At 38.9% G+C, this 25,856-nt stretch carries 19 protein-coding genes; 2 read left to right on the top strand and 17 right to left on the bottom strand.

Annotated elements, in window-relative coordinates:
- Positions 1-15: 15 nt before the first annotated feature.
- From hscA to ABJD71_RS07820, 11 genes are all read right to left on the bottom strand, one after another.
- Positions 16-1,878, bottom strand: a complete 1,863-nt coding sequence (gene hscA, locus ABJD71_RS07870; protein WP_348167096.1) for a Fe-S protein assembly chaperone HscA — start codon at positions 1,876-1,878, stop codon at positions 16-18.
- A gap of 36 nt (positions 1,879-1,914) precedes the next feature.
- The gene (hscB, locus tag ABJD71_RS07865) at positions 1,915-2,442 is read right to left on the bottom strand and encodes a co-chaperone HscB (protein ID WP_348167093.1); all 528 of its coding nucleotides are present in this window, start codon (positions 2,440-2,442) and stop codon (positions 1,915-1,917) included.
- A 47-nt stretch (positions 2,443-2,489) separates the two neighbouring features.
- Complete coding sequence (iscA, locus tag ABJD71_RS07860; RefSeq protein WP_348167091.1) at positions 2,490-2,813, bottom strand: iron-sulfur cluster assembly protein IscA; 324 nt, start codon at positions 2,811-2,813, stop codon at positions 2,490-2,492.
- A 30-nt stretch (positions 2,814-2,843) separates the two neighbouring features.
- A complete protein-coding gene (gene iscU, locus ABJD71_RS07855) occupies positions 2,844-3,224 on the bottom strand; it encodes a Fe-S cluster assembly scaffold IscU (RefSeq protein ID WP_133470593.1) in 381 nt (126 codons plus the stop codon).
- Between the two features lie 68 nt (positions 3,225-3,292).
- A complete protein-coding gene (locus tag ABJD71_RS07850) occupies positions 3,293-4,516 on the bottom strand; it encodes an IscS subfamily cysteine desulfurase (protein WP_348167088.1) in 1,224 nt (407 codons plus the stop codon).
- Positions 4,517-4,528: 12 nt separating this feature from the next.
- Entirely contained in the window at positions 4,529-5,017 is a 489-nt protein-coding gene (gene iscR / locus ABJD71_RS07845; protein ID WP_348167085.1) for a Fe-S cluster assembly transcriptional regulator IscR, read from the bottom strand.
- A gap of 106 nt (positions 5,018-5,123) precedes the next feature.
- A complete protein-coding gene (gene cysE / locus ABJD71_RS07840; protein WP_348167082.1) occupies positions 5,124-5,933 on the bottom strand; it encodes a serine O-acetyltransferase in 810 nt (269 codons plus the stop codon).
- Positions 5,934-5,935: 2 nt separating this feature from the next.
- Positions 5,936-6,673, bottom strand: coding sequence for a tRNA (cytosine(32)/uridine(32)-2'-O)-methyltransferase TrmJ (trmJ, locus tag ABJD71_RS07835; protein WP_348167079.1), 738 nt, complete (start codon positions 6,671-6,673; stop codon positions 5,936-5,938).
- Positions 6,674-6,988: 315 nt separating this feature from the next.
- Positions 6,989-10,081, bottom strand: coding sequence for an EAL domain-containing protein (locus tag ABJD71_RS07830; protein WP_348167076.1), 3,093 nt, complete (start codon positions 10,079-10,081; stop codon positions 6,989-6,991).
- A gap of 4 nt (positions 10,082-10,085) precedes the next feature.
- Positions 10,086-10,517: a hypothetical protein gene (locus ABJD71_RS07825; RefSeq protein ID WP_348167073.1), complete on the bottom strand. Its 432-nt coding sequence runs from the start codon at positions 10,515-10,517 to the stop codon at positions 10,086-10,088.
- Positions 10,518-10,520: 3 nt separating this feature from the next.
- On the bottom strand, positions 10,521-11,762 hold the full coding sequence (locus tag ABJD71_RS07820; RefSeq protein WP_348167070.1) for a hypothetical protein: 1,242 nt from the start codon (positions 11,760-11,762) through the stop codon (positions 10,521-10,523).
- Between the two features lie 353 nt (positions 11,763-12,115).
- Here ABJD71_RS07820 and suhB point away from each other — a divergent pair, with 353 nt between their 5' ends.
- Positions 12,116-12,889, top strand: a complete 774-nt coding sequence (suhB, locus tag ABJD71_RS07815) for an inositol-1-monophosphatase (RefSeq protein ID WP_348167067.1) — start codon at positions 12,116-12,118, stop codon at positions 12,887-12,889.
- A 70-nt stretch (positions 12,890-12,959) separates the two neighbouring features.
- On the opposite strand, the gene ABJD71_RS07810 is transcribed toward suhB, so the two are convergent.
- The 6 genes from ABJD71_RS07810 to queA all read right to left on the bottom strand — a co-directional run bounded on the left by ABJD71_RS07810 (position 12,960) and on the right by queA (position 22,126).
- Positions 12,960-15,875 (bottom strand): insulinase family protein, encoded by a 2,916-nt coding sequence (locus ABJD71_RS07810; RefSeq protein ID WP_348167064.1) that lies wholly within the window; start codon positions 15,873-15,875, stop codon positions 12,960-12,962.
- A gap of 163 nt (positions 15,876-16,038) precedes the next feature.
- A complete protein-coding gene (gene secF, locus ABJD71_RS07805; RefSeq protein ID WP_348167061.1) occupies positions 16,039-16,980 on the bottom strand; it encodes a protein translocase subunit SecF in 942 nt (313 codons plus the stop codon).
- A gap of 10 nt (positions 16,981-16,990) precedes the next feature.
- Positions 16,991-18,835: a protein translocase subunit SecD gene (gene secD / locus ABJD71_RS07800; protein ID WP_348167058.1), complete on the bottom strand. Its 1,845-nt coding sequence runs from the start codon at positions 18,833-18,835 to the stop codon at positions 16,991-16,993.
- A gap of 55 nt (positions 18,836-18,890) precedes the next feature.
- Positions 18,891-19,226 (bottom strand): preprotein translocase subunit YajC, encoded by a 336-nt coding sequence (yajC, locus tag ABJD71_RS07795; protein ID WP_348167055.1) that lies wholly within the window; start codon positions 19,224-19,226, stop codon positions 18,891-18,893.
- 44 nt (positions 19,227-19,270) lie between these two features.
- Positions 19,271-20,389: a tRNA guanosine(34) transglycosylase Tgt gene (tgt, locus tag ABJD71_RS07790; protein ID WP_348167052.1), complete on the bottom strand. Its 1,119-nt coding sequence runs from the start codon at positions 20,387-20,389 to the stop codon at positions 19,271-19,273.
- A 684-nt stretch (positions 20,390-21,073) separates the two neighbouring features.
- On the bottom strand, positions 21,074-22,126 hold the full coding sequence (gene queA, locus ABJD71_RS07785) for a tRNA preQ1(34) S-adenosylmethionine ribosyltransferase-isomerase QueA (RefSeq protein ID WP_348167049.1): 1,053 nt from the start codon (positions 22,124-22,126) through the stop codon (positions 21,074-21,076).
- Between the two features lie 276 nt (positions 22,127-22,402).
- Here queA and ABJD71_RS07780 point away from each other — a divergent pair, with 276 nt between their 5' ends.
- Complete coding sequence (locus ABJD71_RS07780) at positions 22,403-25,843, top strand: PAS domain-containing hybrid sensor histidine kinase/response regulator (protein WP_348167046.1); 3,441 nt, start codon at positions 22,403-22,405, stop codon at positions 25,841-25,843.
- The last annotated feature ends 13 nt before the right edge of the window (positions 25,844-25,856 follow it).

Here is a 25,856-nt window from a genome sequence, read left to right as displayed (position 1 = left end):
ATTCTGTAAATTAAATTATATTTGGTCGACTGACTGACCAGAAAATGCATTTTTAATCGATTGGTCCATTCTGCGTTCAGCAAAAACTTGACTCAATTTATCAACATGTTCAATACCGGCCTTAATAGCGTCTTTATCGGAACCTTCGGCCAATGTCTGTAGCTCTGCTAGGCCTTGCTCTACAACTTGTTTTTCACTGGTATTGAGTAACGCTGCACCGTCAGCATGTAATGCTGCCGTTAAGGTTTCGTATACTCTTGCAGCTTCAACTTGCTGCTCTTTTAACATTCTGGCTTGCATGTCATCTTGGGCATGCTCCATTGATGCCTTAAGCATATCTGCTATTTCAGTATCATCTAATCCATAAGATGGCTTAACTTGAATATCAGCTTTGACCCCACTTGATTTTTCCATGGCTGTCACATTTAACAATCCATCAGCATCAACTTGAAACGTCACGCGGATGTGTGCTGCACCGGCAGCCATGGGAGGAATACCTTTTAACGTAAATTTAGCCAGCGATCTACAATCACTAACAAGTTCTCGCTCACCCTGTAATACATGGATCATCATAGCCGTTTGACCATCTTTAAACGTGGTAAACTCTTGAGCTTTTGCTACGGGAATGGTGGTATTCCTGCTAATCACTTTCTCAGTTAAGCCGCCCATAGTTTCTATCCCTAGAGATAAAGGCAACACATCCAGAAGTAACATGTCACTATCAGGCTTATTGCCAACCAAAATGTCAGCTTGTATGGCTGCACCCACTGCTACAACTTTATCTGGATTAATAGATGTTAATGGGGTGCGCTCAAAGAACTCCCCTACTTTTTGACAAACGGCGGGCACACGGGTTGAACCACCCACCATCACAACTTCTAAGACATCTTCTTTTTCAAGGGAAGCATCTTTTAAAGCTCGGCGACAGGCTCTTAACGTAGTTTTGATTAAAGATGAAATTAGACTTTCGAATTGTTTAACATTTACCTGTACCACATGGGCTTTATTTTCATCATCAGTTAACTCTATGGTTACAGTAGACTTTTTGCTTAGGGACTCTTTTGCCTGCTTAGCTTTGTCTAATAAGGTTCGGTGTAACTCTTTTGACAACTCACCTGTCAAACCTGTTTGTTCACGGATAAACTCAACCAATACTGCATCAAAGTCATCACCACCTAACGTAGAGTCGCCACCTGTGGCTAATACTTCAAATACGCCTTTACTCAGTCGCAATATTGAAATATCAAAGGTTCCCCCCCCTAAGTCATAAACGGCAATTACACCTTCTTGGCCAGAGTCTAGGCCATAAGCAATGGCAGCGGCGGTAGGCTCGTTCAGTAATCGTAATACCTTTAACCCTGATAATGTGGCGGCGTCTTTGGTGCCTTGACGTTGTGCATCATCAAAATAAGCTGGAACAGTTATAACAGCACCCTGTAATTCATCACCTAACGTTTTTTCAGCACGCTGTTTTAATACTGACAATATTTCTGAAGAAACTTGTACTGGATTTACATCACCTGACGCAACGTTGATTACTGGAGATTGAGCATCGGTAAATTGATAAGGTAAATGAGGGTAAGCTTTTTCAATGTCAGTGACTGAACGGCCTAAAAAACGTTTCACTGACACTATAGTGTTTGACGGGTCTATACTTGCCTGTAATTTAGCGTCTAAGCCTACCGTCACACCCTGCTGTAGATATCTAACTACAGATGGCATTAAATGACTGCCCTGTTCATCGGGTAGCGTTAATGCTTCGCCACTTCTAACAGAAGCCACTAATGAATTAGTTGTGCCTAAATCAATACCAACTGCAAGTTTGCGTTGATGGGGAGCGGCGCTTAGTCCAGGTTCAGATATTTGCAGTAATGCCATGATTTAATTCGTTTCTTTTGATTTAATTAAATGAAATTAGAAGTCGTTTAACGCTTCTTCTTTAATCTCAATTTCCGCTAACATTTTATATAAAAATTTAAGTTTTCGGATACCATCAGCAGCCTGTTCCACTGCGTTTTCTTGCTCACTAACTAACAAGCTTTGCAGCTTATTTAAATCACTTTTTATACTCTGTTTAATTTCGTCTTCGAGTGATTCTAATGCATCTAACGGATCACTATTTTGATCGAGTTCTGCCAATATTTCGCGCCATTCCATCTGCTGCATTAGAAAAGCAGTATCTTTAATGGTTTGCTGTTCATGTTGCAACTCAACTCCCCTCAACAAGAGGATATGTTCAGCCCTTGATAAAGGTGCTTTAAGCGTAGTGTAGGCGTCGTTAACTTGTGCATTTTTTTGAATGGCTATGAGTTTATCTTGCTCACTACCACTTGCGAACTTATCCGGATGGGTAAGACGCTGAAGTTGCTGATAGGTTAGAGATAATGCAGACAAATCCACATCAAAAGAGACTGGAATATTAAAAAGTTCGAAGTAGTTCATCTGATTTAAATAGGCTTACTGTTTTAGAAGGCAGGAAAAGGACAAAATTAAACGTTAAAGCTTTCGCCACAACCACATTCGCCGTTAGCGTTAGGGTTAGTAAACTCAAATCCTTCATTTAAACCATCTTTGGCAAAGTCTAAATGAGTCCCATCTAGATACACAAGACTTTTACCATCAATGATAATTTTCACGCCATTATCCTCAAAAAGTTGATCATCCGAGTTTAAATCGTCAACAAATTCAAGAACATAAGCTAAACCAGAGCAGCCAGTTGTCTTCACTCCAAGACGCAACCCTAAACCTTTCCCTCTATTTTCAAGAAATGTTTTAGCACGTTGTGCTGCGCTATCGGATACGGTAATTGCCACTGGTTACTCCTATTACTTTAATTTTTTGACTTAGTTTTGGCGACTTTTATAATCTTCTACTGCCGCTTTGATAGCATCTTCAGCTAAAATTGAGCAGTGAATTTTAACAGGTGGTAAAGCAAGCTCTTCTGCAATGTCAGTATTTTTAATTTCTACTGCTTCATCAATAGATTTACCTTTTACCCATTCTGTTACTAAAGAACTTGATGCGATAGCTGAACCACAACCATATGTTTTGAATTTTGCGTCTTCAATAATACCATTATCATCAATTTTCAATTGTAACTTCATTACATCACCGCACGCTGGTGCTCCCACCATTCCCGTTGCGATTTTTGGATCGTTCTTATCAAACCCACCTACGTTACGAGGGTTTTCGTAGTGATCAATTACTTTTTCGCTGTAAGCCATTATTTTTACCTTTGTTTATGAGTTGCTCCGTACGTCGTAACAACTCATTAATTTTAAAATACGTTAACTTAGTGGTGAGCCCACTCTACAGAATCCAAATCGATTCCTTCTTTGTACATATCCCATAACGGTGACATTTCACGAAGCTTATCGATAGCGTTACGAATTACGCCAACCACATAGTCAATTTCAGCTTCTGTGGTGAAACGTCCCATAGTGAAACGAATAGAGCTGTGTGCTAACTCATCATTTAACCCTAGGGCACGAAGCACATAAGATGGCTCTAGACTAGCAGAAGTGCATGCTGAACCTGACGAAACAGCCATGTCTTTAAGAGCCATGATTAATGACTCACCTTCAACGTAAGCGAAACTCACATTAAGGTTACCTGCTATACGGCTATCCATATCACCGTTTAGGTAAACGGCTTCCATATCTTTGATGCCATTCCATAATTTATTACGTAACATGATTAAGCGATCGTTCTCTGCCCCCATTTCTTCTTTAGCAATTCTGAATGCTTCACCCATTCCCACAATCTGGTGCGTAGCCATAGTGCCAGAACGCATACCTCGTTCGTGCCCACCACCATGCATTTGGGCTTCTAAACGAATACGAGGTTTACGACGTACGTACAAAGCACCAATTCCTTTAGGACCATAAGTTTTGTGGGCAGAGAATGACATCAAATCAACTTTCATTGTTTGTAAATCGACGGGCACCTTACCTGTACTTTGCGCAGCATCTACGTGAAACAAAACCTTACGTTCTCGGCATATTTCGCCAATGGCTGTAATATCTTGGATTACACCAATTTCGTTATTTACATGCATGACACTCACTAAAATTGTGTCAGGGCGAATAGCTGCCACTAATTTATCCAAATCAAGCAAACCATTTGGCTCTGGATCTAAATAAGTCACTTCAAAACCTTCACGCTCTAACTGACGCATAGTATCTAAAACGGCTTTATGCTCTGTTTTTACGGTAATAAGGTGCTTACCTTTTTTACCATAGAAATTAGCTGCGCCCTTAATACCCAGGTTATTTGATTCGGTTGCTCCCGAAGTAAAGACAATCTCTCTAGGGTCGGCATTGACTAAATCTGCAATTTGATTACGGCCAACATCTACCGCCTCTTCCGCTACCCAACCAAATTTGTGAGAACGAGAAGCAGGGTTACCAAACACACCTTCAGTGGTAAGACACTCAGCCATTTTTGTGGCAACGCGAGGGTCTACTGGTGTGGTTGAAGAATAATCCAAGTAGATTGGAAGCTTTAATTCGCTCATTTTTTACTCCGCTTAAAGCTGCAAACTGATCGTAATGTCGTTTGACGCTATATTATTAAGATGTTTATTTTTGTCTTGGCGCTGAGCAACTTGTTTGACCTCATGTTGCTCCATTAATTCGCCTAAAGTAATGCCGTTTAAAAATACGCTAATGCGGTCACTCAACCCTTCCCACAAATTGTGAGTCAAACAACGTTCACCACCTTGGCAACCGCCCTGCCCTTGACACTTAGTAGCGTCTACGGATTCATTTACAGCACTGATCACTTCGCCGATAGATATATCGCTAGCCTTACGCCCTAATCGATATCCGCCACCTGGGCCGCGTACACTTTCAACAAGCTCTTCTCGACGAAGACGAGAAAAAAGTTGCTCTAGATATGATAATGAAATTTCTTGGCGTTCAGATATTTCAGCCAAAGACACTGGACCACGCTGAGAATGTAACGATACATCAAGCATCGCGGTTACCGCATAACGTCCTTTAGAAGTCAATTTCATACAATTCTATCCAGCAACAAATGTGCGCAGGATCTTCACATACCCTACTATTTTAGTCAAGTATTTAACCTAGTGTTTTACTCAAGTATTTACTGTGTCGTCTAAATCAAATCTGTGGGTCGAAAGCATCACATGCTTTTTTTATATCTTTTGCCATTTCATCATCAGAAAAGCTGTCTATTTCTAGGCTAGGTAAGGATTTCCCACACACATCCCCTCCCATTTTATTTATGGCTTTACACATTTCTTCTACTTTTGTATCGATTAGGTGAACGTGGTCAACCATCACGCCAATTGCTTGAGCAACAGGATCAGGGTTGTCGGTAGCAACAGCATAGGCATCGAACCCATACTTTTGTGCAATTTTTTCCCTCTCATCTTGATTAGGTGGTGCTGGCTTTTTTTGTGAGACAACAACTCGGCCTGGAATACCTATAACAGTGGCATTTTCAGGTACATCACGAACCACAACAGAATTAGATCCTACTTTGGCACCTTTATGCATGGTAATGGGCCCTAATACTTTCGCACCTGCGCCTACCACTACATTATCTTCTAGTGTTGGATGACGCTTGCCGGCATTCCAGCTGGTCCCCCCTAAAGTAACGCCATGGTAAAGGGTAACATCGTTGCCTATTTCTGCAGTTTCGCCTATTACAACTCCCATTCCATGATCGATAAAGAATCGACGGCCCAAAGTGGCACCTGGGTGAATTTCAATCCCGGTCAACCAACGTGAAAATGTAGAAACAGAGCGCGCTAACCACTTCCAATTTGCTTTCCAAAGTCTATGCCCCAAACGATGTAACCAAATAGCATGCAATCCCGGGTAATTAGTTAACACTTCAAAAGTTGTTCGAGCTGCAGGGTCCCGATGGAAAACACTCTGCACATCTTCTTTCATTCTGCTAAACATAGTCATTCTTTGTGTGAAGTAATTTTACTAATTGATGCTAATATGCCACGTAAAATATTAAGTTCTTGTGATTCAGGGCGGGCACGGTTAAACATCCTACGTAATTTAGTCATCACCATACCGGGATGTTTTGCAATGATGAAATTCGTTTTAATTAGGGTTTGTTCCAAATGACTATAAAAGCCCTCTAAATCCTCAGATAATGGGTATTCGGTGTTATCAGGGTGATTTTCCGGATGCTGGCTTCTGGTAAGATTTAGATAGGCCATACGGACTTCGTAACATAATGTTTGTACAGCGGCGGCTAGATTTAAAGAGCTATACTCTGGATTTGCAGGAATACACACATGAAAATGACATTGCTGCAGTTCTTCGTTACTTAAACCGTTATTTTCTCGCCCAAACACTAAAGCTACTGGGTATTGTGGAACTTCAGAAATGAGTTTTTCACCACACCCTCTAGGCTCAAGCATGGGCCAAGACAATGTGCGTGACCGCGCACTTGTACCAACAACTAGTCCACAATCAGCTACGGCTTCGGCCAATGTATCTACTACTAGAGCGTTTGCCAATACATCACCAGCTCCAGCGGCTAATGCACTCGACTTTCCATCTGGAGGAGAAACAGGATCAACCAAGACTAGCTGACTTAACCCCATGGTTTTCATAGCCCGTGCAGCAGAGCCTATGTTTCCTGTATGAGAAGTATTAACTAGTACTACGCGAATATTTTCTAACATGGCGGGTATATGCTTCCTGAGCTGGCAAATTTCTGGGCGCGGATAATATCATAGCCAACCCACAGCTAAAAGCATGCGAATAATTAAAACAAGCTATGTACCTTGCAAGCAAAGGCTCCAGTGGATAAAAGCTGATAATTAAAAGAAGATTAAGTGAGTATGGGTGTCAGTCGAGGATGCTGACTTTTGCAAAAATAACGCGACTTACCAACAGTAATAAATACATATATCCTATTCTGCAACAATACTTAACGTTGGAAAGCGTAGGATAAATATTCAACCAACGTTACTCGGTAACGCATTTTTTGGTAACGATTAACAATGTTCAAATAAATTACTTTTCTCTAGATAATTAAAGGACTCTTCGGCAGAAATTGGAGGGCCATATAAATACCCTTGAACATACTGACAACCCATTTTTCCTAATAACGACAACTGTTCATCTGTCTCTACTCCTTCAGCGACAATTTCGAGATCTAATGCATGTGCAATTGCTACTATAGATTGAGTTATCGCCATACTTGTTTTATCTGAACTTAACTGGCTTACAAAACTTTTATCAATTTTTAACACATCGAGAGGAAATTTATTCAAATAACTCAAAGAAGAATATCCAGTACCAAAGTCATCAATAGATAAACTGACCCCTAATTGTTTTAGCTTCTTGAGAGTATTAATAACATTTTCAGCTTCATCTACAAAAAGGCTCTCAGTAAGCTCTAGTTCAATATACCGTGCACTGAGGTCTACTTGGTTTAAAATATTAGAAAGATCATACGTAACATCCGATAACATAAACTGTTTTATAGATACGTTAATGGCAATTTTAATGGAACTGAAACCGTGCTCATGCCAACGTTTTACTTGTTGACAGGCTTTTTTCAATACCTGCTTACCTAAATCAACAATTAAGCCTGCATCTTCAGCTATGGGAATAAATTCTTCAGGGGAAATCGTTCCCAGTGTTGGATGAAACCATCTTGAAAGTGCCTCAAAAGATACTACAGCCCCTGTTATGATGTTAATTTGAGGTTGAAAATAAAGCGACAGCTTATCTTCTCGGAGGGCCTCTCTCAGTTCTTTTTCAATTAAATTTCGGCGATTAACATGGTCACTCATACTTGGTTCAAAAAAATGAAACAAGTTGCTTCCTGTTGTCTTTGAAAAATACATTGCTGTGTCAGCATAATGCACCAATTCATCAGCATTATTGGCATTGTCAGGGTAAAGACTAATACCGATACTAACGCCTACCCCTGAGTCCTTTTCATTAACTATTAAACCCTTATCAAATTGCTTAACTAGCTCGACTGCAATTCTCTCTACATTGACTTTACTTGTGACGTTTTCAATTATAATAGCGAATTCATCACCTCCAAGCCGAGCTGCGTAATCTGTCTTTCGTGCTAGCTTCACGAGTGTTGCGCCGACTTTCTTCAATAAACGATCACCGGACTCATGCCCTAACGTATCATTCACTTGTTTAAATCTATCTAAATCTATAAAAAGTAACGCTAAAGATGCGCCTTCATTCTTAGCTTTACTGATTGCTGAGTCCAGGCTTTTCCTGAAATAACCTCGATTAGGTAACCCAGTTAAGATGTCATGGTTAGCCATAGTCCAAAGATCTTTTTCGGATTTTTTCTTATGGGTAATATCGTTAAATGCACAGACATAATGAGTAGGAGAACCGTTATTATCTAGGATAGCGTTAATGCTTATGTCTTTAACAAAGCGCTCTCCATTTTTCTTCATTCCAATTAATTCATTTTGCCATTTCCCATTATTTTGTATTTCATGGGTGAACTCTTTTAAATCAAAAGATGAATGTGTGTGATGAATTATAAAGTCAGGTACACGCCCCACCACATCACTCAAATTGTAACCAGTCGTCTCCTCAAAAGCCTCATTAACGGCAAGCACCACTAACGTTTTATCTAGAATCACAATTGCGCTAGCACTGCTATCGAAAGCTTTTGCATATAGCCTTATTTCTTTTTCAGCCTCTCTTTGGTCACTAACATCCATTAGAGTACCAACAATCATGGCATCAGAGCTAGCAACACTCCCTTGTTCAGTGACTCTTCCTTTCATTTTTAACCATTTGAACTTGTCACCAACTAAGATTCTAAACTCAATTTCAAACAAGTCAGATGTCACTTGCTTAAAGGATTTGAAATAGACATTAACACCTTCTCGATCGTCTTCATGGATCTTAGAAATGAACTGTTCTTGTGAAAGCTTGATGGGACTCGTTTCTATTGATAAAATTTCACAGCTTTCTTCCACTAACAGTATTGTGGATTCACTAACTGAAAACTCCCACATTCCTTCACCACTTCCCCATAATGCTAATGCCAACCTCTCTTCACTTGCAGACAAGGCCGTTTGTCTAGTATTTATTTGGTCAAGCATGTTATTTAGACCTTGAGCAAAAAGTCCAATTTCATCAGTCCGAGTAGATTGGTATTGAATCGAAGCAGGCGTATCACCAACTGCTTGCTTATTCATAAAGTCAATTAAGCTCTTAAGAGGTTTAGCTATAACCTGTGTGATAGTAAAAAATTGAGATAGCCCAAGCACTAAAATAAGAGAAATAGTTAGAATAATGATGCTTCGTTGCATTTCATGGACAAACAAAAATGCATTATCTTCACTAATACCCACAGAGATTGTCAAATTCGAGTCAGGACAGTAAAGCTCTCTACTTAACCAATTATTATCTATAGGCTCCCCTCCAATTAGCACCTCACCGTCCATCACAGTAAGGTGCATATTCAAGCCTTGTAATTCTTCTACTAATTCTTGCAACACTGAACTTGCATCTCGAACAATATAAATAGCCCCAGCTACCTCATCTTCTGTAAATGCTCCAGACATTGAGAATTTGTATTTCAGGGTATAAAGGACTTCTTTATTTACGCCTATGGTGTAGTAGGAGTCTAGTTTCGCTTGCTCACTAAAAATAAAATTTGGCGATAATCTATAAACGGAGTCAACTACCTCACCATTGTCAATTCTTATTATAGAACCGAGCTTAGTAAACACTTCGATATTCAGATAGTGACTTTTAGATGCATTTAAAGAAATTAAGAACTGTTCTAAGTTGACTAACTCTTCATTCATTCCCTTGGAGTCATCGAGTTGTTCGTAATCTATATAATTACTGAGTGCATTATGAGATGTAATAACCTGAGCATCTTCAGTAATCTGTTCAGCTAAACTCTGAAACACCATGTGGCTGCGAGCTAAAGCATTATCTAAATCACGGAAAATTAATGGAGTAACTAAATGTTCAAACCTCTTAATATTTATATAGGCCTGAAGCAACAGCACAACTGTTATTGCACTGCCAACATACAAAATTAATTTGGTGGCTATAGACTTTCTGAACAATTCAAAGGACATAGTGTTAATTGATTGTCATTACAATTCTAACACCTTTCATATTATGAATTTCTGACTCTGGAACATATCCAATAGCGGATTCCTTAGCACTCACAAATCGGGTGACTAGACGGTGTGGCTTAATTTTAACTTCATTTTGAATTGTATTGTTCACAAAACGGTTAGACCAATATCTTTGACTTGATACTGGCGACATATTCAACACTTCTTGGCAAAACTTTACTCTAGCATCAGACTTCACAGGTAACTCAAATACTAAAATATTAGTGCCATCAGACCAAACAGAGCTTTTATCTAAGTAAATCAATTTAACCAATTCAGGGCTTATTATATCAGTGTTTTTTTCATTGACTACGACGTATACAGTCTCTGACATAACATTTCTAGAAAACAAAAATAAAAACATTACAATCATGATTAATTGAGATTTTCTCATTGTTTAATTCCCCAAATACGTGGAAATTGAAAAGGTATAAAAACCTACATCATCAACCAAAGAGTCTTGATATTGGTTTTTGTGATACTCCCCTTTCAGTGTCATTGCTTCGTTAACATGAAAATTAACAAACACTGAGTTTCTTTTTATTGTGTTCACTCCAATGCTGTTAGCATCATAAAAATCATAACGATAGCCGATGTCCCAGTCGTTTAAGTGGTACTTAACCTGAGCATAAAACCCTTCTCTATCGTAATCTAAAGAGTCATCTGAGAACGTTAGATTAGCAAATGCATATTCTCCTTGAAGAGAAAAATTATGGTAGCGAGCTTCTAAGTGGTATCCATGGGCAAACTTATCAGCATTACCATTTGCACTGTCTTCATTATCATTGTAAAAGGTAAACCCAAAACTAAACTCGTCCCAAATTGGCAATTGTATTCGCCCTCTAAAACCTGTCGCCTTATTACTATTTAGGTCTTTTTTACCTGAAACCGAAGACTCGCCGTTTCCTAAGAAAACATTATAATCAACACTAATTGAGTCACTTAAATATTGTCGTCCGTATCCCGAAACCCCGTCAACAAACTGAGGAAAAATACGGAATATATGCATTGGTCGTTCTTGGGTCGCAACAAAAGGCGGATAGTGGTCTTCCGACCAAATTCCTGCTGGTGAGAAAAAGCGCCCAGCTCTAATATTAAAGGCTTGACTATAATTCCAATCAAAATTTACAGCTTCAACAAAAATAGTTCCTGCCGCTTCTTCCAAATCTCCCGAACCATCATTTACGCCATCAAATTTGGGCGCATCTTCATATTCAATCTCAGAGAAAAATTTGAATTTATTATCAAACTTCTTTGTAAAAAAAAGAGACAAATGATGCATTCTAAACTCTTCACTCGCTCCTGGACTATCAGACCCTTTGTATTCAACATCTGCATAACCTGAAACTTGCATTTGGTTTTCGTCTTTCTTGCTTAATTCCTCGATCAAATATTGTTGTTCTTCAACCTCTAAAGTCAAATCATTAAGTGAGCTGGTATTAGCCTTATCATCAGATTCATGTTTCTCTTTACCCAGGGAAGCTTCGTTAGCGGTGTTAGACATCAACTTTTCGACCAAAGCTTCAAGTTGTTGTATACGCTTTTCAAGCTCAACCACAGTATCAGCTTTGACTGTAAAGGAACTTAAAATTAATAATATAAATAGGTAGGAACTTACAGCAGATTTTAATCTGATCATGTCGTAACTTAGCTTAAAAATTTTGCTTATATAAACCATACCGCCAAAACTATATAATTCCTAATAAAAACCTGTTCTTATGTTAATCGATAAAATATTACTTACCATTAGACTTTAGGTTTATGACTGACTCATCTAATCAGAATGAAGGCCCTATTTAACGCCAATTAAACTCCTTTTCACAAAAAACCGAATTAAAATATTACAATAAACGCGCCACAATATCAGTTGTAATCTTGCTAGTAAAAGGCTTATCTCTCTGGTAAACTCCGCGGCGATTTTTGTGCGGCTGTTTATGTATCTATTACCTAACGGTTGTCTTTTTACTGTTCTTTTAAAATTGGTGGTTAACTATGCATCCTATGCTGAATATAGCGATCCGTGCTGCGCGGACGGCGGGCAACATTATTGTTAAAGGGTTTGAGAATCAAACAGACTTAATGACAGAAGCAAAAGGCGATAACGATTATGTTACGCGTATTGACAAAGAAGCCGAACAAGCAATTATTCATAAAATTAAGCAGTCTTATCCCGAGCACAGCTTTGTGGGTGAAGAAGGTGGTGTAGTTGAAGGTGACAAAGACTTTAAATGGATTATTGACCCGTTAGATGGCACCACCAATTTTATAAAAGGCATTCCTCATTTTGCCGTATCGATTGCCCTTATGCACAAAGGACGACTTGATCAAGCGGTAGTGTTTGACCCACTACGTGGTGAACTGTTTACTGCCAGCAAAGGTGCAGGCGCACAACTGAACGGCTTTCGTATTAGAGCAAGTAAAGCTAAAGAATTAAGCCAAACTATTTTAGCTACTGCTTTTCCATTCAAAGCTAAAGACTCCTTACCTAATTACCAGCAAAGCTTTAATAAGATATTTATGCAAGCTGGCGATATCCGTCGTTCAGGTTCTGCGGCACTAGATTTAGCCTATGTCGCTGCTGGGCGATATGACGGATACTGGGAGCGTGGTATTAAACCTTGGGATATTGCTGCTGGTGAGTTACTAGTTCGAGAGTCTGGTGGTTTAATTACTGATTTCTCTGGGGGTAATGACCCAATGCATAAAGGTGAAATAGTAGCAGGTAGCCCCAAAATCGTACAAACCTTAGTAAAGCACTTAAAATAAAAACCAAAAGGCGAGTAAGACTCGCCTTTTCTCCGCACTTTGAATATTAGTTCATCAATAAAAAATATGTTCAGTGACTTATCAAAGGTTTTTGGATTAACCTTTGATGAAATACGTCAACATCTGTAATTTTTACTGCTCCTTTCAATTCAATAAAATCCTTATCTGCAAAATTATTACCACGCATTTGTATTAACACTCGACCAAACTTAGCGCCTTCTTGTAGATCTTTGTAAAAAGCAATTACATCGTCTAGAGTGAGTTTTTCAAGCGCTTCAATTAACTTTGGCTTACTGTCAAAAGCCCACTCTTGATCACGCCATTCTTCGATGAATTCTCCCATTTCCTGCGAAAGGTTTTTAGCGGGCTGATTCAGGTTAGTTAAAATACCATTCTTAGTGATATTAAAGCTCTCTGCTGTTACCGCAGCCAATTTTTTTACAAAATTGTGACGGAATAACTCGATGCGCTTATGTACCTCATCGAGGCCTTTTACAGGAGACTGAATATAAAAACCAAATAGTATTTGGTCTCGCCAGGTCTCACCAAAGAAACCCACAGCATAAGCTAACTGCTCTTCTGTCCTGATTTGTTTAAACAATGCAGGTCTTATTAGCTGAGACAATACGCGTGCCGCAGCCAAATCAGTAGGATTTAACGACGTAAGATAAGCATCAATTAAGCCTACGTCTGATATATCAATATCTTCTTGCCAACTATAGATGCTGCCGGGACTAGGATGTAACGTGGGCGTTTGATAGACTTTAGACACTTCACGTTCAGCGGGTAACTCGGCTAATACTAATTCAGAAAGGGTGTTAACTTGCTCGACGGTATAGTTTCCAAAGGCGAAGACACGCAAATTGGCTCTTTTCAACAGCTGGTCTCGAAAGAGTTTAAGATCGGAAGGCTGAATACCTTCTACTTGAGCCAATAATGCATGGTCACTGACTCCATCTAAATTAACCATTTCGCTGAATTTGGGGAAGAGTTGGTTGAGTAAAATCTGTTTTTTACTACTTTCAATATCTGATACAAAACTCCCTTTGATATTGTTTAAATCGACGTCGCTAATATCAAAGGAAACTATCTGTTGCAGTGTTTGCGATAACAGGTCACCTTGCCTATCAGTAAAGCCACTAACAGTAAGTGATAAACCATTATGTAAGCTGGTGTTCAGCCCCATACCAGCTGCTCCTGCTTCAGACTGCAACTCAATTAACTGTTGGTTTAAGGCTCTACTTAATAAACTTGCTAAAACATGAGCTCTTGCACTTACTTTGGTAATGCCGCTATTAAGTTCCAAAGAAATCCGCCCTTTAGGCTGTTTAAAAAGTGCAGAATGTCCCAAATGAACAGTGTAACCCTTTTCGCTAACTAACAATTCAGGTTTTTCTATATAGGCTGTTTTAACAAGATCAAAGTTTTCAGGCATTAGGGTGTTTGCCCTAGGTAAACTTAAGTTGAATTGTGTCCCATATTTTCTCCATGTTTTAATATTTTCGTCAGTAATATCTTGCACACTATACTTACCTGCAAAAAACTTCATTTTAATGTCTGCAGGTTGGGCTTTATCTATATAAAAGATACGAGCGTTCTCGATAGTTAATTGATTTAACACCTTTTGGATTGCCGCGGCGTTGAAACGTTGATATTCATATTCACTGCTCAATACATACTCAGTGGGTAAATGCTGAAGGTTAGCGGCAATCTGCATAGCGTAGTTATAGTCGTTAGTTTTCTCTTTGAAACGAAAATCGTTACTTAACGACTGTTTTATTTCATTGAAATATAGTGGGTTCACTCCATGCTCCCGCAGTAAACTTAAATATTTGACTACAGCCCCCATTACCCTGTCCCTGTTTTGAACTCCTGTTTCTGTAAGGTCAATGTACAAAATAAAACTACCTGAATTACCATATTCATCGGCCTCGTAGGTAGAATATACAGCTTCAGCTAATCCAGTGTCACGTAACTCCGACGCTAACGTACCTGGCATCTCATTCGCAATTAGGTAATTGACATATCCATTTGGTTTTACTGCAAATTCATGTGCATTGTTTTCAATTACAAAATGGAGACTTAACTGTTTCATATCAGCTTGAGGCACATAATGAACTATCTTTTTTAGCTGCTTCTCTGTAGCTGCTGCTACATTGATAGTTGGTTTAGGGGTGTGTTTATTTGGAATTTTAGAAAAATAACGTTTTGCTAGTAGCCTCATCTCAGCAATTGGCAAATGGCTAATCATGGCACTTTTCATTAGGTTTGCCGAGTAATAGCGATGATAAAAGTCTACTAGTGCACCTTGAAGTTTTTCGTCACCATTATCAGCCAAAGATTCTAAATTACCCCAATTAAACTGAGATATAGGATGCTCTGGATTTAGTGTCTTTCCTTCTACCTGAGCTAGGATCACCCAGTCGTTTGGGCTTTTCATGCTCCATTCAGAGTGCACCGCATTACGCTCTTTATCTGCATACTCTTCATTTAATAATGCCTCATAAAAAAAACCACTAAATCGTGATAAAGCCTGTTCGTAAGCATCATTGTTTACCGCAACCATAAAATTAGTATGATCGAGTTCTGTGTAGGCATTTTGAATGCCTCCATTTAACGTAACAAATTCGCCATACCCTCCCACTTCAGGGTAAGATTTTGTTCCCATAAACAACATATGCTCTAAATAATGAGCCAACCCGCCAAATTCTTTGGGTTCTTGAAATGAACCTACTGCTACACTTAAAGCAACTGCAGACTTTTCAATATCAGGGTCAGATACCAATAGAATTTGCAATTCGTTGTCTAAAACAATTGAGTCATATTCACGATTATCATTAGGACTTTTGACTATATGATGTTGAACCTCTGGCTCGCTTGAAACCTGTTGACTTTCATTTTCTTGAGTAGAGCCACAAGCTGAAATCAACAAATTTATACTCAAAGCTATTACCAAGCCAAACTTGTATTTTTCGGTTACTATCATATTTTTCCTAACAGAGCATTGGTAATTTCGGCATCAAAATATACCTGATTTAATGAAAATAAGCGTTATTTATAGAGTTAAAAACTATGGGTTATCACTTATATAAATACTAAAAAACCAGCAAAGAGTGCTGGTTTTTAGTTTTGTACTTTCTAAAGAAAGATTACACCACAGCGTCTTGATCTGCTCCTTCTTTTTCTACTTCGGTTGGCATTAGGTCTTCTTTGCTAATACCTAGTGTTAATGCGACTAAACTGGCAACATAAATAGATGAATAGGTACCAATTAACACGCCAAACAATAATGCAGTCGCGAAGCCATGAATGGTCGCTCCTCCTAAAAAGAATAGAGCTAGTAAAACCAAGATTGTGGTTAGAGAGGTAATGATAGTTCGATTCAAGGTTTGAGTAAGAGATGTATTAATAATGTCTTCTGACTCACCCTTACGCATTTTACGGAAGTTCTCACGGATCCTGTCACAAACCACAATAGTATCGTTTAGCGAATACCCAATAACCGCTAACACAGCAGCTAAAACAGTGAGGTCGAACTCTAATTGAAACACAGAAAATAAGCCGAGCGTGATAATGACATCGTGAGTTAAAGCAGCCACTGAACCTAACGCAAAACGCCACTCGAAGCGCATAGCGACATAGATTAAAATACAAATCAAAGCGACCAACATGGCTAAACCACCCTGCTCTGTTAACTCTTCTCCTACACTTGAGCTAACATAAGAGCTACCACGCATTTCAGCCGTTTCATCCGCTTCTTTTAATATTTTTAACGCTGCATCCCCTAACTCAGCTGGCTTAATTCCTTCACGAGATGCTAAGCGAATCAATACATCAGTGCTACTGCCAAAGTTTTGAACTACCGCATCATTAAAATCTGAGTTCTCTAAAACTTGACGAATTTCTTCCAAATTAGCGGTATTTTTATACCCAACTTCTATCTGGGTTCCCCCGGTAAAATCAAGCCCCCAATTAAGTTGATTGATAACCAGAGAGGCAATCGACCCCAGTATAAGTAAAATAGACAATGCTGCCGCTGGCTTTTTCAAAGCCATAAAGGCAACGGTGTCTTTCATATTTAATAATTGCACAATTTTGCTCCTAGATTGACAACTTGGTTAGACGTTTACCGCCCCACCATGCATTAACAATAACTCGAGTTACAATAATGGCAGTGAACATCGAAGTAGCAATACCAATCATTAGGGTAATAGAGAAACCTTTTATAGGGCCTGTACCAACAGCAAACAATATCAATCCAACAAGGAAAGTTGTGATGTTGGCGTCAAGAATAGTTGAAAACGCACTATCGTAACCATGATGTATAGCTTGCTGGGGACTTCTTCCTTCCTTAATTTCTTCTCGTATTCTTTCAAATATGAGAACGTTAGCATCAACCGCCATACCTACGGTTAATACAATACCAGCCATTCCAGGTAAGCTTAGTGCAGCACCCGGGATCATAGACATAATTCCTACTATCATGACTAAGTTGAGGGTTAATGCAACATTTGCAACGATGCCGAATTTTTTATAATAAGCCAACATGAAAACAAGTACTGCTACAAATCCCCATATAATAGCTTGCATACCTAAGTTGATATTTTCTTGACCTAAACTTGGGCCAACTGTACGTTCTTCAATAATCTGAATAGGCGCAATCAACGCACCAGCTCTTAGTAACAATGCTAAATCATGCGCCTCTCTGGGAGAGTCTAATCCGGTGGTTTCAAACTTATTACTAAACACACCATTAATAGTAGCAACACTAATAACACGACGCTTTTCTTCAAAAATAAGCTTGTCATTTTCATCACGTTCATCAGTAGCTTTATATTCAATAAATACCACAGCCATAGGTTTACCTACTGCTCGCTTAGTGAACTTAAGCATTTGAGCCCCTCCTTTAGAATCAAGGGAAATAGATACTTTTGGCATGCCATTTTGATCAACACCACTGTTGGCATCAATGATAGAGCTACCTTTAACTATGATCTTTTTCTTCAATAATTGAGGGCCACCTTTTTCATAAGGTAACAATTCTGAACCTGCGGGAACCCGGCCATCAATGGCATCACGGACGTCATGATCAAGGTCAACTTCTCTATATTCTAACGTTGCAGTAGCATTTAAGATTTCTTTCGCTTTGGCGGTGTCTTGAATGCCTGGTAACTGCACAACAATTCTATCAGGGCCTTGCTTTTGAACTGTTGGCTCTGCGACACCGAGTTGATTAACCCTGTTACGTATGATTGTAATGTTTTGTTTGACTGCGTAGTCACGAGTTTCTAGTAATTTTTGCTCTGACATTTTGACTAACAGGACTAGGTCATTTTTATTGCTGAAAACAAAATCTCGATTACGGTTTTTTAAGAAAAACTCCGCTTTATCTAATTTCTCTTCATCACGAAAATAAATTTCAACTCCATCATCAATCTGCTTCACTGCACGGTAACGAATACCTTCTTCTCTCAACGCAGATTTGAAGTCACCTACCATATCTTCATAAGATTTTGACAATGCAGATTTCATATCTACCTCCATCAAAAAATGTACGCCACCACGCAAATCTAGCCCTAACTTCATTGGCGTACCGCCTAATGAGTCTAACCATTTTGGTGTATCTGGAGCTAAATTCATGGCAACGGAATAATCGTCACCTAACGCTTTTTCAATTGTCTCACGTGCGATTAACTGAGTATCTGAATCTGGGACACGAACCAAAATTTGCTCGTTTTGCAACACAATGCTTTTACTTGGAATATTAGCTGACGCTAGTTCAGCTGTAACTTTTTCTAAAGTAGACCCGTCAATTACCGCACTACTACTAGCAGAAATTTGTACCGCATGATCTTCACCATATAAATTAGGGGATGCATACAAGGCACATATACCAACAACTATGAAGACCGCAAAGTATTTCCACAGCGGAGTTTGATTTAACACAAGACATTCCTTCCGTTTTTCAAAAAAAAGGGGCAAAAGCCCCAATAACTAAAGCTTATATAGCTTTCATAGTACCCTTAGGTAGCACAGCCGATATGGCTGATTTTTGTACAACAATGTTAGTGCTATCGTTCAAGCCAATCTCTATGAAATCTTTGTCTTCTGAAACCTTAGTAATCTTACCTACCATCCCGCCTTGAGTTAACACTTCGTCACCTTTACTTAATGAGCCCACTAAGTTTTTATGCTCTTTTACCCGCTTCGCTTGAGGACGATATAACATAAAGTAAAAGATCAACCCGAACACACCAAGCATGATCAACATTTCAAAACCGCCACCAGCAGCACCGCCAGCATCTTGTGCGTAAGCATTTGATATAAATAAACTCATAAATTCCCCTAACCTTTGTTAATTATTAAAATAATAGATACCCGTTACTCTTTCAATTCGGGTACCGGTAATCCTTTTTGCGCGTAAAATTCACTAACAAAGCTATCTAAGTCGTTAGCTGCAATAGCATCTCGTAACCCCTGCATTACTCGTTGGTAATAGCGTAAATTGTGTATAGTATTCAGGCGCGAGCCCAATATCTCGTTACACTTATCCAAGTGATGTAGATATGACCGAGAATAGTTTTTACAAGTGTAACAGTCACATTTATCGTCTAAAGGTCCTGTATCTGTCTTGTGAACGGCGTTGCGAATTTTTACAACTCCATCAGTAACAAACAAGTGCCCGTTCCGAGCATTTCGTGTTGGCATTACACAATCAAACATATCAATACCACGGCGCACCGCTTCAACTATATCTTCAGGCTTACCAACTCCCATCAAATAACGAGGTTTATCCGCAGGGATTTGCTCTGTAGTATGGTCAAGAATTTTAATCATTTCGTCTTTTGGTTCGCCTACGGATAAACCACCTATGGCATAGCCATCAAAACCGATATCTTCTAACCCTTGTAAAGAGACGTCTCGCAAATCTTCATACATTCCCCCTTGAATAATCCCAAACAAAGCGGAAGAGCTATCACCATGTTCAGCTTTACTTCGTTTAGCCCAGCGCAATGACATTTCCATTGAAACTCTGGCTTCACTTTCTGTGGCAGGATAAGGAGTGCATTCATCAAAAATCATGACTATGTCAGATCCAAGATCACGTTGAACTTGCATAGACTTTTCTGGCGTTAGTAATATTTTTTCACCATTAATAGGAGAGCGAAAGGTCACCCCCTCTTCGGTAATCTTGCGCAGGTCACCCAAACTGAAAACTTGGAAACCACCAGAGTCAGTCAAAATTGGCTTATCCCAATGCATAAAGTCATGTAAATCACCGTGTTGCTTGATAATTTCTGTTCCTGGGCGCAACATCAAATGAAAGGTATTTCCTAAACATATATGTGCCCCAGTTTCATCTAATTCTTCAGGTGTCATCCCTTTAACGGTACCGTATGTACCTACAGGCATGAAAGCAGGGGTCTCTACCACACCACGATCAAATACCAATCGGCCTCGGCGTGCTTTACCGTCTGTATTGTCTAATTCGAATTTCATTTATCTCTCTCTGTTTACCGTAAAACAGTCTCACGAAGACCAGCTTTTTCAGAATCCAATAACTTGCATTCAGACCGGCTAAAAAATTTGCGAGATTATATACGAATCAAGCTCTGGTTTGAAAACATATCACCACTAAATTTTAATCCATTTTCGATTTAGCTAAAACTCCAATAATAAACACGCAATGACGGGTATAGATAATAAAATAGCTAGCTACTCTAACTTATATTATGCAATTGACCTTGCTTTCATAAAGATTTGAGATAATACGAGATACGATACTCTTAAGGGAACGCTATAGCAGTCTTATCTATCTCAACTAACCGAATAGAAACAGGTCAGGCTTTGATAAAGCAACTTATAACTACAACTTATAAAACTCGGTATTGTGGCAAGTGTAAGTATTGATGTTGAAAGTATCGGGATTAATTGACATGCAACAAAAAGCAATTCAGAAAAATTCAACAAGAGATAGCAAACGTTTCTGAAGAACAATACCAAGTTGGTAATTATCTTTGAAAACAGGATGTAAAAATCTCTGCTCAAACGTCAGGCTTAACCAATATCATCGAGCAAAATAATAAAACATCTAGCAAATTGAGTTAGAACACAATTGAGTTAGGCAAAATTGTTGCTCATTTTAAGTTTTAACTTTTTTTAAAGAAAAACGTTCCCCAAAGTTTAGTTTTGTTTAGTGTTTTGTTTTAAAAACATAGCATCACCGTAACTAAAGAATCGGTATTTATTCTCGATAGCTTGTTGATACGCATTATCAATATTTTCTTTACCACAAAATGCACTCACTAACATGAGCAGTGTTGATTCAGATAAATGGAAGTTAGTTAACATTGCGTCAACTATCTGAAAATCATAGCCAGGGTAGATAAATATATCGGTATCACTAAAGAAAGGTTGTAGTAATGCCCCTGATTTTAAGGATGCTTTGGCAGCAGACTCTAAAGAGCGCACTGAAGTCGTACCTACAGCGATCACTCTCTTACCCGAAGCTTTAGTCGCGAGTATGGCATCAACAACTTGTTGTGATACTTCGGCGTATTCTGAATGCATTTGATGTTCTAAAATATTTTCGACTCTCACGGGCTGAAAAGTTCCAGCTCCAACATGCAAGGTTACAAATTCCGAATTTACACCTTTTTCTTTGAGTTTTTGCAATATCTCATCATCAAAATGTAAGCCTGCAGTAGGCGCTGCAACAGCACCAGGCACCTGGTTGTATACAGTTTGATATCGTTCTTTATCAGAGTCTTCATCAGGCCTGTCGATATAAGGAGGAAGTGGCATGTGCCCGTATCTTTCTAGCAAAGTTAAAACCGTTTCCTCACCAAGAAATTTCAACTCAAATAATGCATCATGGCGTTGCAACATTTCAGCTTTTACGTAATTTTCAAGAATAAGTACAGTTCCGGCTTTAGGGGATTTACTCGCTCTTACATGTGCTAATACTCGATGATCATCAAGCACCCTTTCAACTAATACTTCAACTTTTCCACCAGACTGCTTTTGACCAATTAAACGAGCAGGTATCACCCTAGTATTATTAAAAATTAATAGGTCCCCTTCGTTAACTAGGCTGACTATGTCGCTAAATTTTTTATGGGATACCACTCCATTATCACCATCTAGGTGCATCAAACGACTTGCAGTACGCTGCTTTGTTGGGTACCGAGCTATAAGTGCTTCAGGTAAATCAAATTGAAAATCAGATAGTTTCATAAGGTTCTCGCCATTAAATCGCTGTGCATCTTACGGTGATGTGTCGTTTAGCTCAAGATGTCTCTAGCACAGGTGTAAAAAAGCTGAGTATTTTAAGCTCTTTTTCATTTAGGGTAAGAAACGTTAAGTTTCCTGATTCAATACAGAAAGTGCCAGTTCATGCCATTGACTATTTAGTAATAAGACCATAGTCGTATAGTTTCCAAAATCTCAATAAAGGTATGATAAAGTTTCCCTAAGCCCTTGGTAAACAATCGTTTTCATAGAGAAAATTAAATGGCATTTGGTTGGATTTTATTAGCGTTAACCTATTTGGTTGGGTTGTTTTTTGTGGCTAAATGGGGGGAAAAAGGATCGCCCCTAGCGATAAAACTTACTTCACACCCAGTTATTTATTCTTTGGCACTCGCGATTTACTGCACGGCTTGGACTTTTTTCGGCGCGGTGGGTGAAGCTGCACGCAATACCTGGCAATACCTGCCAATACTCCTTGGACCAACAATAGTTTACCTATTTGGTTACCAGTTTATATTCAAGCTTACCTTAGTGAGCAAAAAACAACATATTACCACTATTGCTGACTTTATTTCCTCAAGGTATGGCAAAAGACAGTTAGTTGCTCTGCTTGTGACTATTATTGCTTTGTTGGCAACCATTCCCTATGTCGCATTACAATTAAAAGCAATTGGGGCGGCCTTCCAGATAGTAACCCAACAAGAAAGTAGTGAGCTAATCGTACTGTTAGCCACTGGATTTATTGCTTTATTTTCTATTTACTTTGGTACCCAAAGAACAGATGTCACAGAGCACAGGCATGGTTTAATCTTAGCAATAGCGCTCGAATCATCTTTAAAGTTAGTCGCCTTACTGGGGGTTTGTTTCATTGGCTATCGTTGGTCTATGTCCGTTGATCAACAAGCCTTTAAAGAAACACTAAAAACCTTCAACGATGTAAGTAGCTTCGGCTCATTTTCATTTATAGCTCAAACTATTATGGCAGCGTCTGCAGTGGTTTGCTTGCCACGTCAGTATCATATTGCCGTTATCGATAACCTAAAGCTGAAGCATGTTAGAACAGCCCGTTGGTTATTTCCTTTGTATTTAGCAATTACTGCGGCAGTTATTCCTATTATTGCAGTTTCTGGGAAAATCATTTTAGGTCATCAAGACCCTGATACATATGTACTTAGCTTAGCAATGGCATCAGACACTTTACTTATCCAAGTATTGGTATTTTTAGGAGGTTTATCCGCTGCCACGGCTATGATTATTATCGCAACCCTCACTTTGAGCACTATGATTACAAATGACGTCATAATGCCCAAAATATTAACCAAATTACATCGTAAGAACTCGTCTACTAACACCCATAAAAATTATGCCAGCGTGATTCTAATGGTAAGACGCCTAGTCATCGGGTCCTTATTGTTGCTGGCATATATCTACCAACAACAAATGACAGGAAGTCGCTCTTTAGCTTCCATCGGATTAATCGCGTTTTCTTTGGTTATTCAACTCCTTCCCGCTATTGTAGGAGGCTTGTATTGGAAAAAGGGTCATGCGCATGGTGTGTACGCAGGCTTAATGAGTGGTCTCTTTACTTGGGTATTATGGATTATCCTACCTTTAAGTAACGAGTTAGCTAATGATACTCTGCATTCCGATGCTATCAGTATGGTTGCGTTACTGAGCCTGGGCATAAATACCTTTGCTTATATTTTATTCTCGTATTTTGCTCAAGATAGACTTATTGACCGCTTACAATCTCAAGCATTTGTCTCTCCTAGAGAGGGGCAAGTTGACGAATCGAAAAAAAGACAAACGTTAGCGACAGTTAGTGATTTATCAACATTGCTTTCTACCTTTTTAGGTGAACCTAGAACACAAAGTCTATTGCTTGACTTTGAGCGTCGCTGTGATTCAAAACTAGATTGGCAGAAGCCACCTCAACCTGACTTTCTAATGTTTTGTGAAAAAGCCCTTGGAGGGGTTTTAGGAAGCTCTAGCGCTAAACGGTTAATTGATAGTGTACTAATTGGTAAAAAGCTCAATTTTGAAGAAGTGGTGACATTTTTTGATGATACTACTCAGGCCATTCAATTTAATGCTTCAGCACTTTTCACATCGATTGAAAGTCTAGAGCAAGGGATAAGTGTAATTGATAAAAATCTTAATTTAGTGGCTTGGAATAAACGCTATTTAGAATTATTCGACTACCCTGACGACTTAATAAGTGTGGGGACACCTATAGAGAAAATGGTTTATTTTAATGCCTTAAGAGGAGAATGTGGTATTGGCGAAGTAGATACTCTAGTGAAAAAGCGTATTGACCATTTAAAAGCGGGCCACCCCCATAAATTTGTCCGTCAGCGTAGTGATGGGAAAATGATTGAGATGGTTGGTAACCCCCTCCCTGGTGGCGGATTTGTGACTAGTTTTGCTGACATTACTTCACATATCGAAATTCAAAAAGCACTAAAAGAAGCCAATATAAACTTAGAAAAAAGAATTGAAAAAAGAGGCCAAGAAGTACAGGCGATTAACGCAGAGCTTAGATTGGAAATTGACCGCCGAGCTCAATTGGAATATGACTTGTTAAAAGCGAAACAAGCCGCTGAGGAAGCCAATGCCAGTAAAACACGGTTCTTAGCCTTCGCTAGCCACGATGTTTTGCAACCTTTGAATGCAGCAAAACTCTATTTATCTGTTTTAGATGAAGCAGATGTGACACTAGATATGCGGGCAGTATTGAACAAACTAAATGACAGTGTAGTTTCAAGTGAGACCTTAATCGCAACTCTATTGGATATTGCCAGACTAGATCAGGATGAGGTGCTAATTAATAAAGAGCCCTTGTCTTTAAGTATGTTACTTAATCCATTAGTCGATGAGTTTCTAATGAAAGCAAAGGAGCGAGGATTAGACTTTCGGACTCGACTTGCAGATTGTTGGGTCACATCAGACAAAACATCATTATATCGAATTGTACAGAACCTGCTGTCTAACGCGATTAAGTACACTAACAGAGGAAAAATACTAATCACTGCAAGAGTTCGAACATCTGAAAATGGTGGCTCTTCGGTGTTACTGCAAGTATGGGATACGGGAATAGGCATGGCTGAATCTGAACAGCAAAAAGTATTCGATGACTTTTATCGCGTTACTGAGCATCTAGTACAAGGTGTAGGGTTAGGATTAGGTGTGGTCTCAAGGTTAAAAGATAAACTTAATATACCAATTACGCTTCGTTCTAAATTAGGGAAAGGAAGCTGTTTTTCAATAATTTTACCCATTGCAACACCGCAACCTTTTTCACCAATCACATTACCAACAATTAAAACGGACTTAGCTAAGTTAAAAGTACTTTGTGTTGATGATATAGCAGAAAATTTAGATGCAATTTCCACCCTATTTGATAAGTGGAATATTCAAAATCATTGCGTGCAGACTACGCAACAAGCATTAGCTGTCACAAGTGAATTTACACCTAATGCGTTATTTGTGGATTATCATTTATCAAACTCAGAAAATGGTTTGCAGCTAATCGAGAACCTAAGGGACAAAGTGGGTAAACCTTTGCCAGCCATTTTAGTTACAGCAAATCGAGAACAAATTTTATTAGAACAATGCAAAAAGCAAGGTGTTGAGTATCTTAGTAAACCTGTTAAACCAGCTAAATTACGCGCTTTATTAAATAGCTTTAAGACAAAAATTTGATAAAGCATTCTTT

The sequence above is a fragment of the Paraglaciecola sp. genome, from assembly GCF_039943935.1.
Taxonomy (GTDB): Bacteria; Pseudomonadota; Gammaproteobacteria; order Enterobacterales; family Alteromonadaceae; genus Paraglaciecola.
The sequence above is the reverse complement of the archived record's forward strand: the minus strand, read 5'-3'. Positions and strand labels throughout refer to the sequence as shown.

Bases quoted from the DNA above. Each gene is read 5' to 3' on its own strand.
- hscB (WP_348167093.1), bottom strand. From the start codon at position 2,442: ATGAACTACTTCGAACTTTTTAATATTCCAGTCTCTTTTGATGTGGAT.
- yajC (WP_348167055.1), bottom strand. From the start codon at position 19,226: ATGAGTTTATTTATATCAAATGCTTACGCACAAGATGCTGGCGGTGCT.
- iscR (WP_348167085.1), bottom strand. From the start codon at position 5,017: ATGAAATTGACTTCTAAAGGACGTTATGCGGTAACCGCGATGCTTGAT.
- ABJD71_RS07830 (WP_348167076.1), bottom strand. From the start codon at position 10,081: ATGTCCTTTGAATTGTTCAGAAAGTCTATAGCCACCAAATTAATTTTG.
- ABJD71_RS07850 (WP_348167088.1), bottom strand. From the start codon at position 4,516: ATGAGCGAATTAAAGCTTCCAATCTACTTGGATTATTCTTCAACCACA.
- tgt (WP_348167052.1), bottom strand. From the start codon at position 20,389: ATGAAATTCGAATTAGACAATACAGACGGTAAAGCACGCCGAGGCCGA.
- ABJD71_RS07810 (WP_348167064.1), bottom strand. From the start codon at position 15,875: ATGATAGTAACCGAAAAATACAAGTTTGGCTTGGTAATAGCTTTGAGT.
- suhB (WP_348167067.1), top strand. From the start codon at position 12,116: ATGCATCCTATGCTGAATATAGCGATCCGTGCTGCGCGGACGGCGGGC.
- cysE (WP_348167082.1), bottom strand. From the start codon at position 5,933: ATGTTTAGCAGAATGAAAGAAGATGTGCAGAGTGTTTTCCATCGGGAC.
- ABJD71_RS07820 (WP_348167070.1), bottom strand. From the start codon at position 11,762: ATGATCAGATTAAAATCTGCTGTAAGTTCCTACCTATTTATATTATTA.
- trmJ (WP_348167079.1), bottom strand. From the start codon at position 6,673: ATGTTAGAAAATATTCGCGTAGTACTAGTTAATACTTCTCATACAGGA.
- hscA (WP_348167096.1), bottom strand. From the start codon at position 1,878: ATGGCATTACTGCAAATATCTGAACCTGGACTAAGCGCCGCTCCCCAT.
- ABJD71_RS07825 (WP_348167073.1), bottom strand. From the start codon at position 10,517: ATGAGAAAATCTCAATTAATCATGATTGTAATGTTTTTATTTTTGTTT.
- ABJD71_RS07780 (WP_348167046.1), top strand. From the start codon at position 22,403: ATGGCATTTGGTTGGATTTTATTAGCGTTAACCTATTTGGTTGGGTTG.
- iscU (WP_133470593.1), bottom strand. From the start codon at position 3,224: ATGGCTTACAGCGAAAAAGTAATTGATCACTACGAAAACCCTCGTAAC.
- queA (WP_348167049.1), bottom strand. From the start codon at position 22,126: ATGAAACTATCTGATTTTCAATTTGATTTACCTGAAGCACTTATAGCT.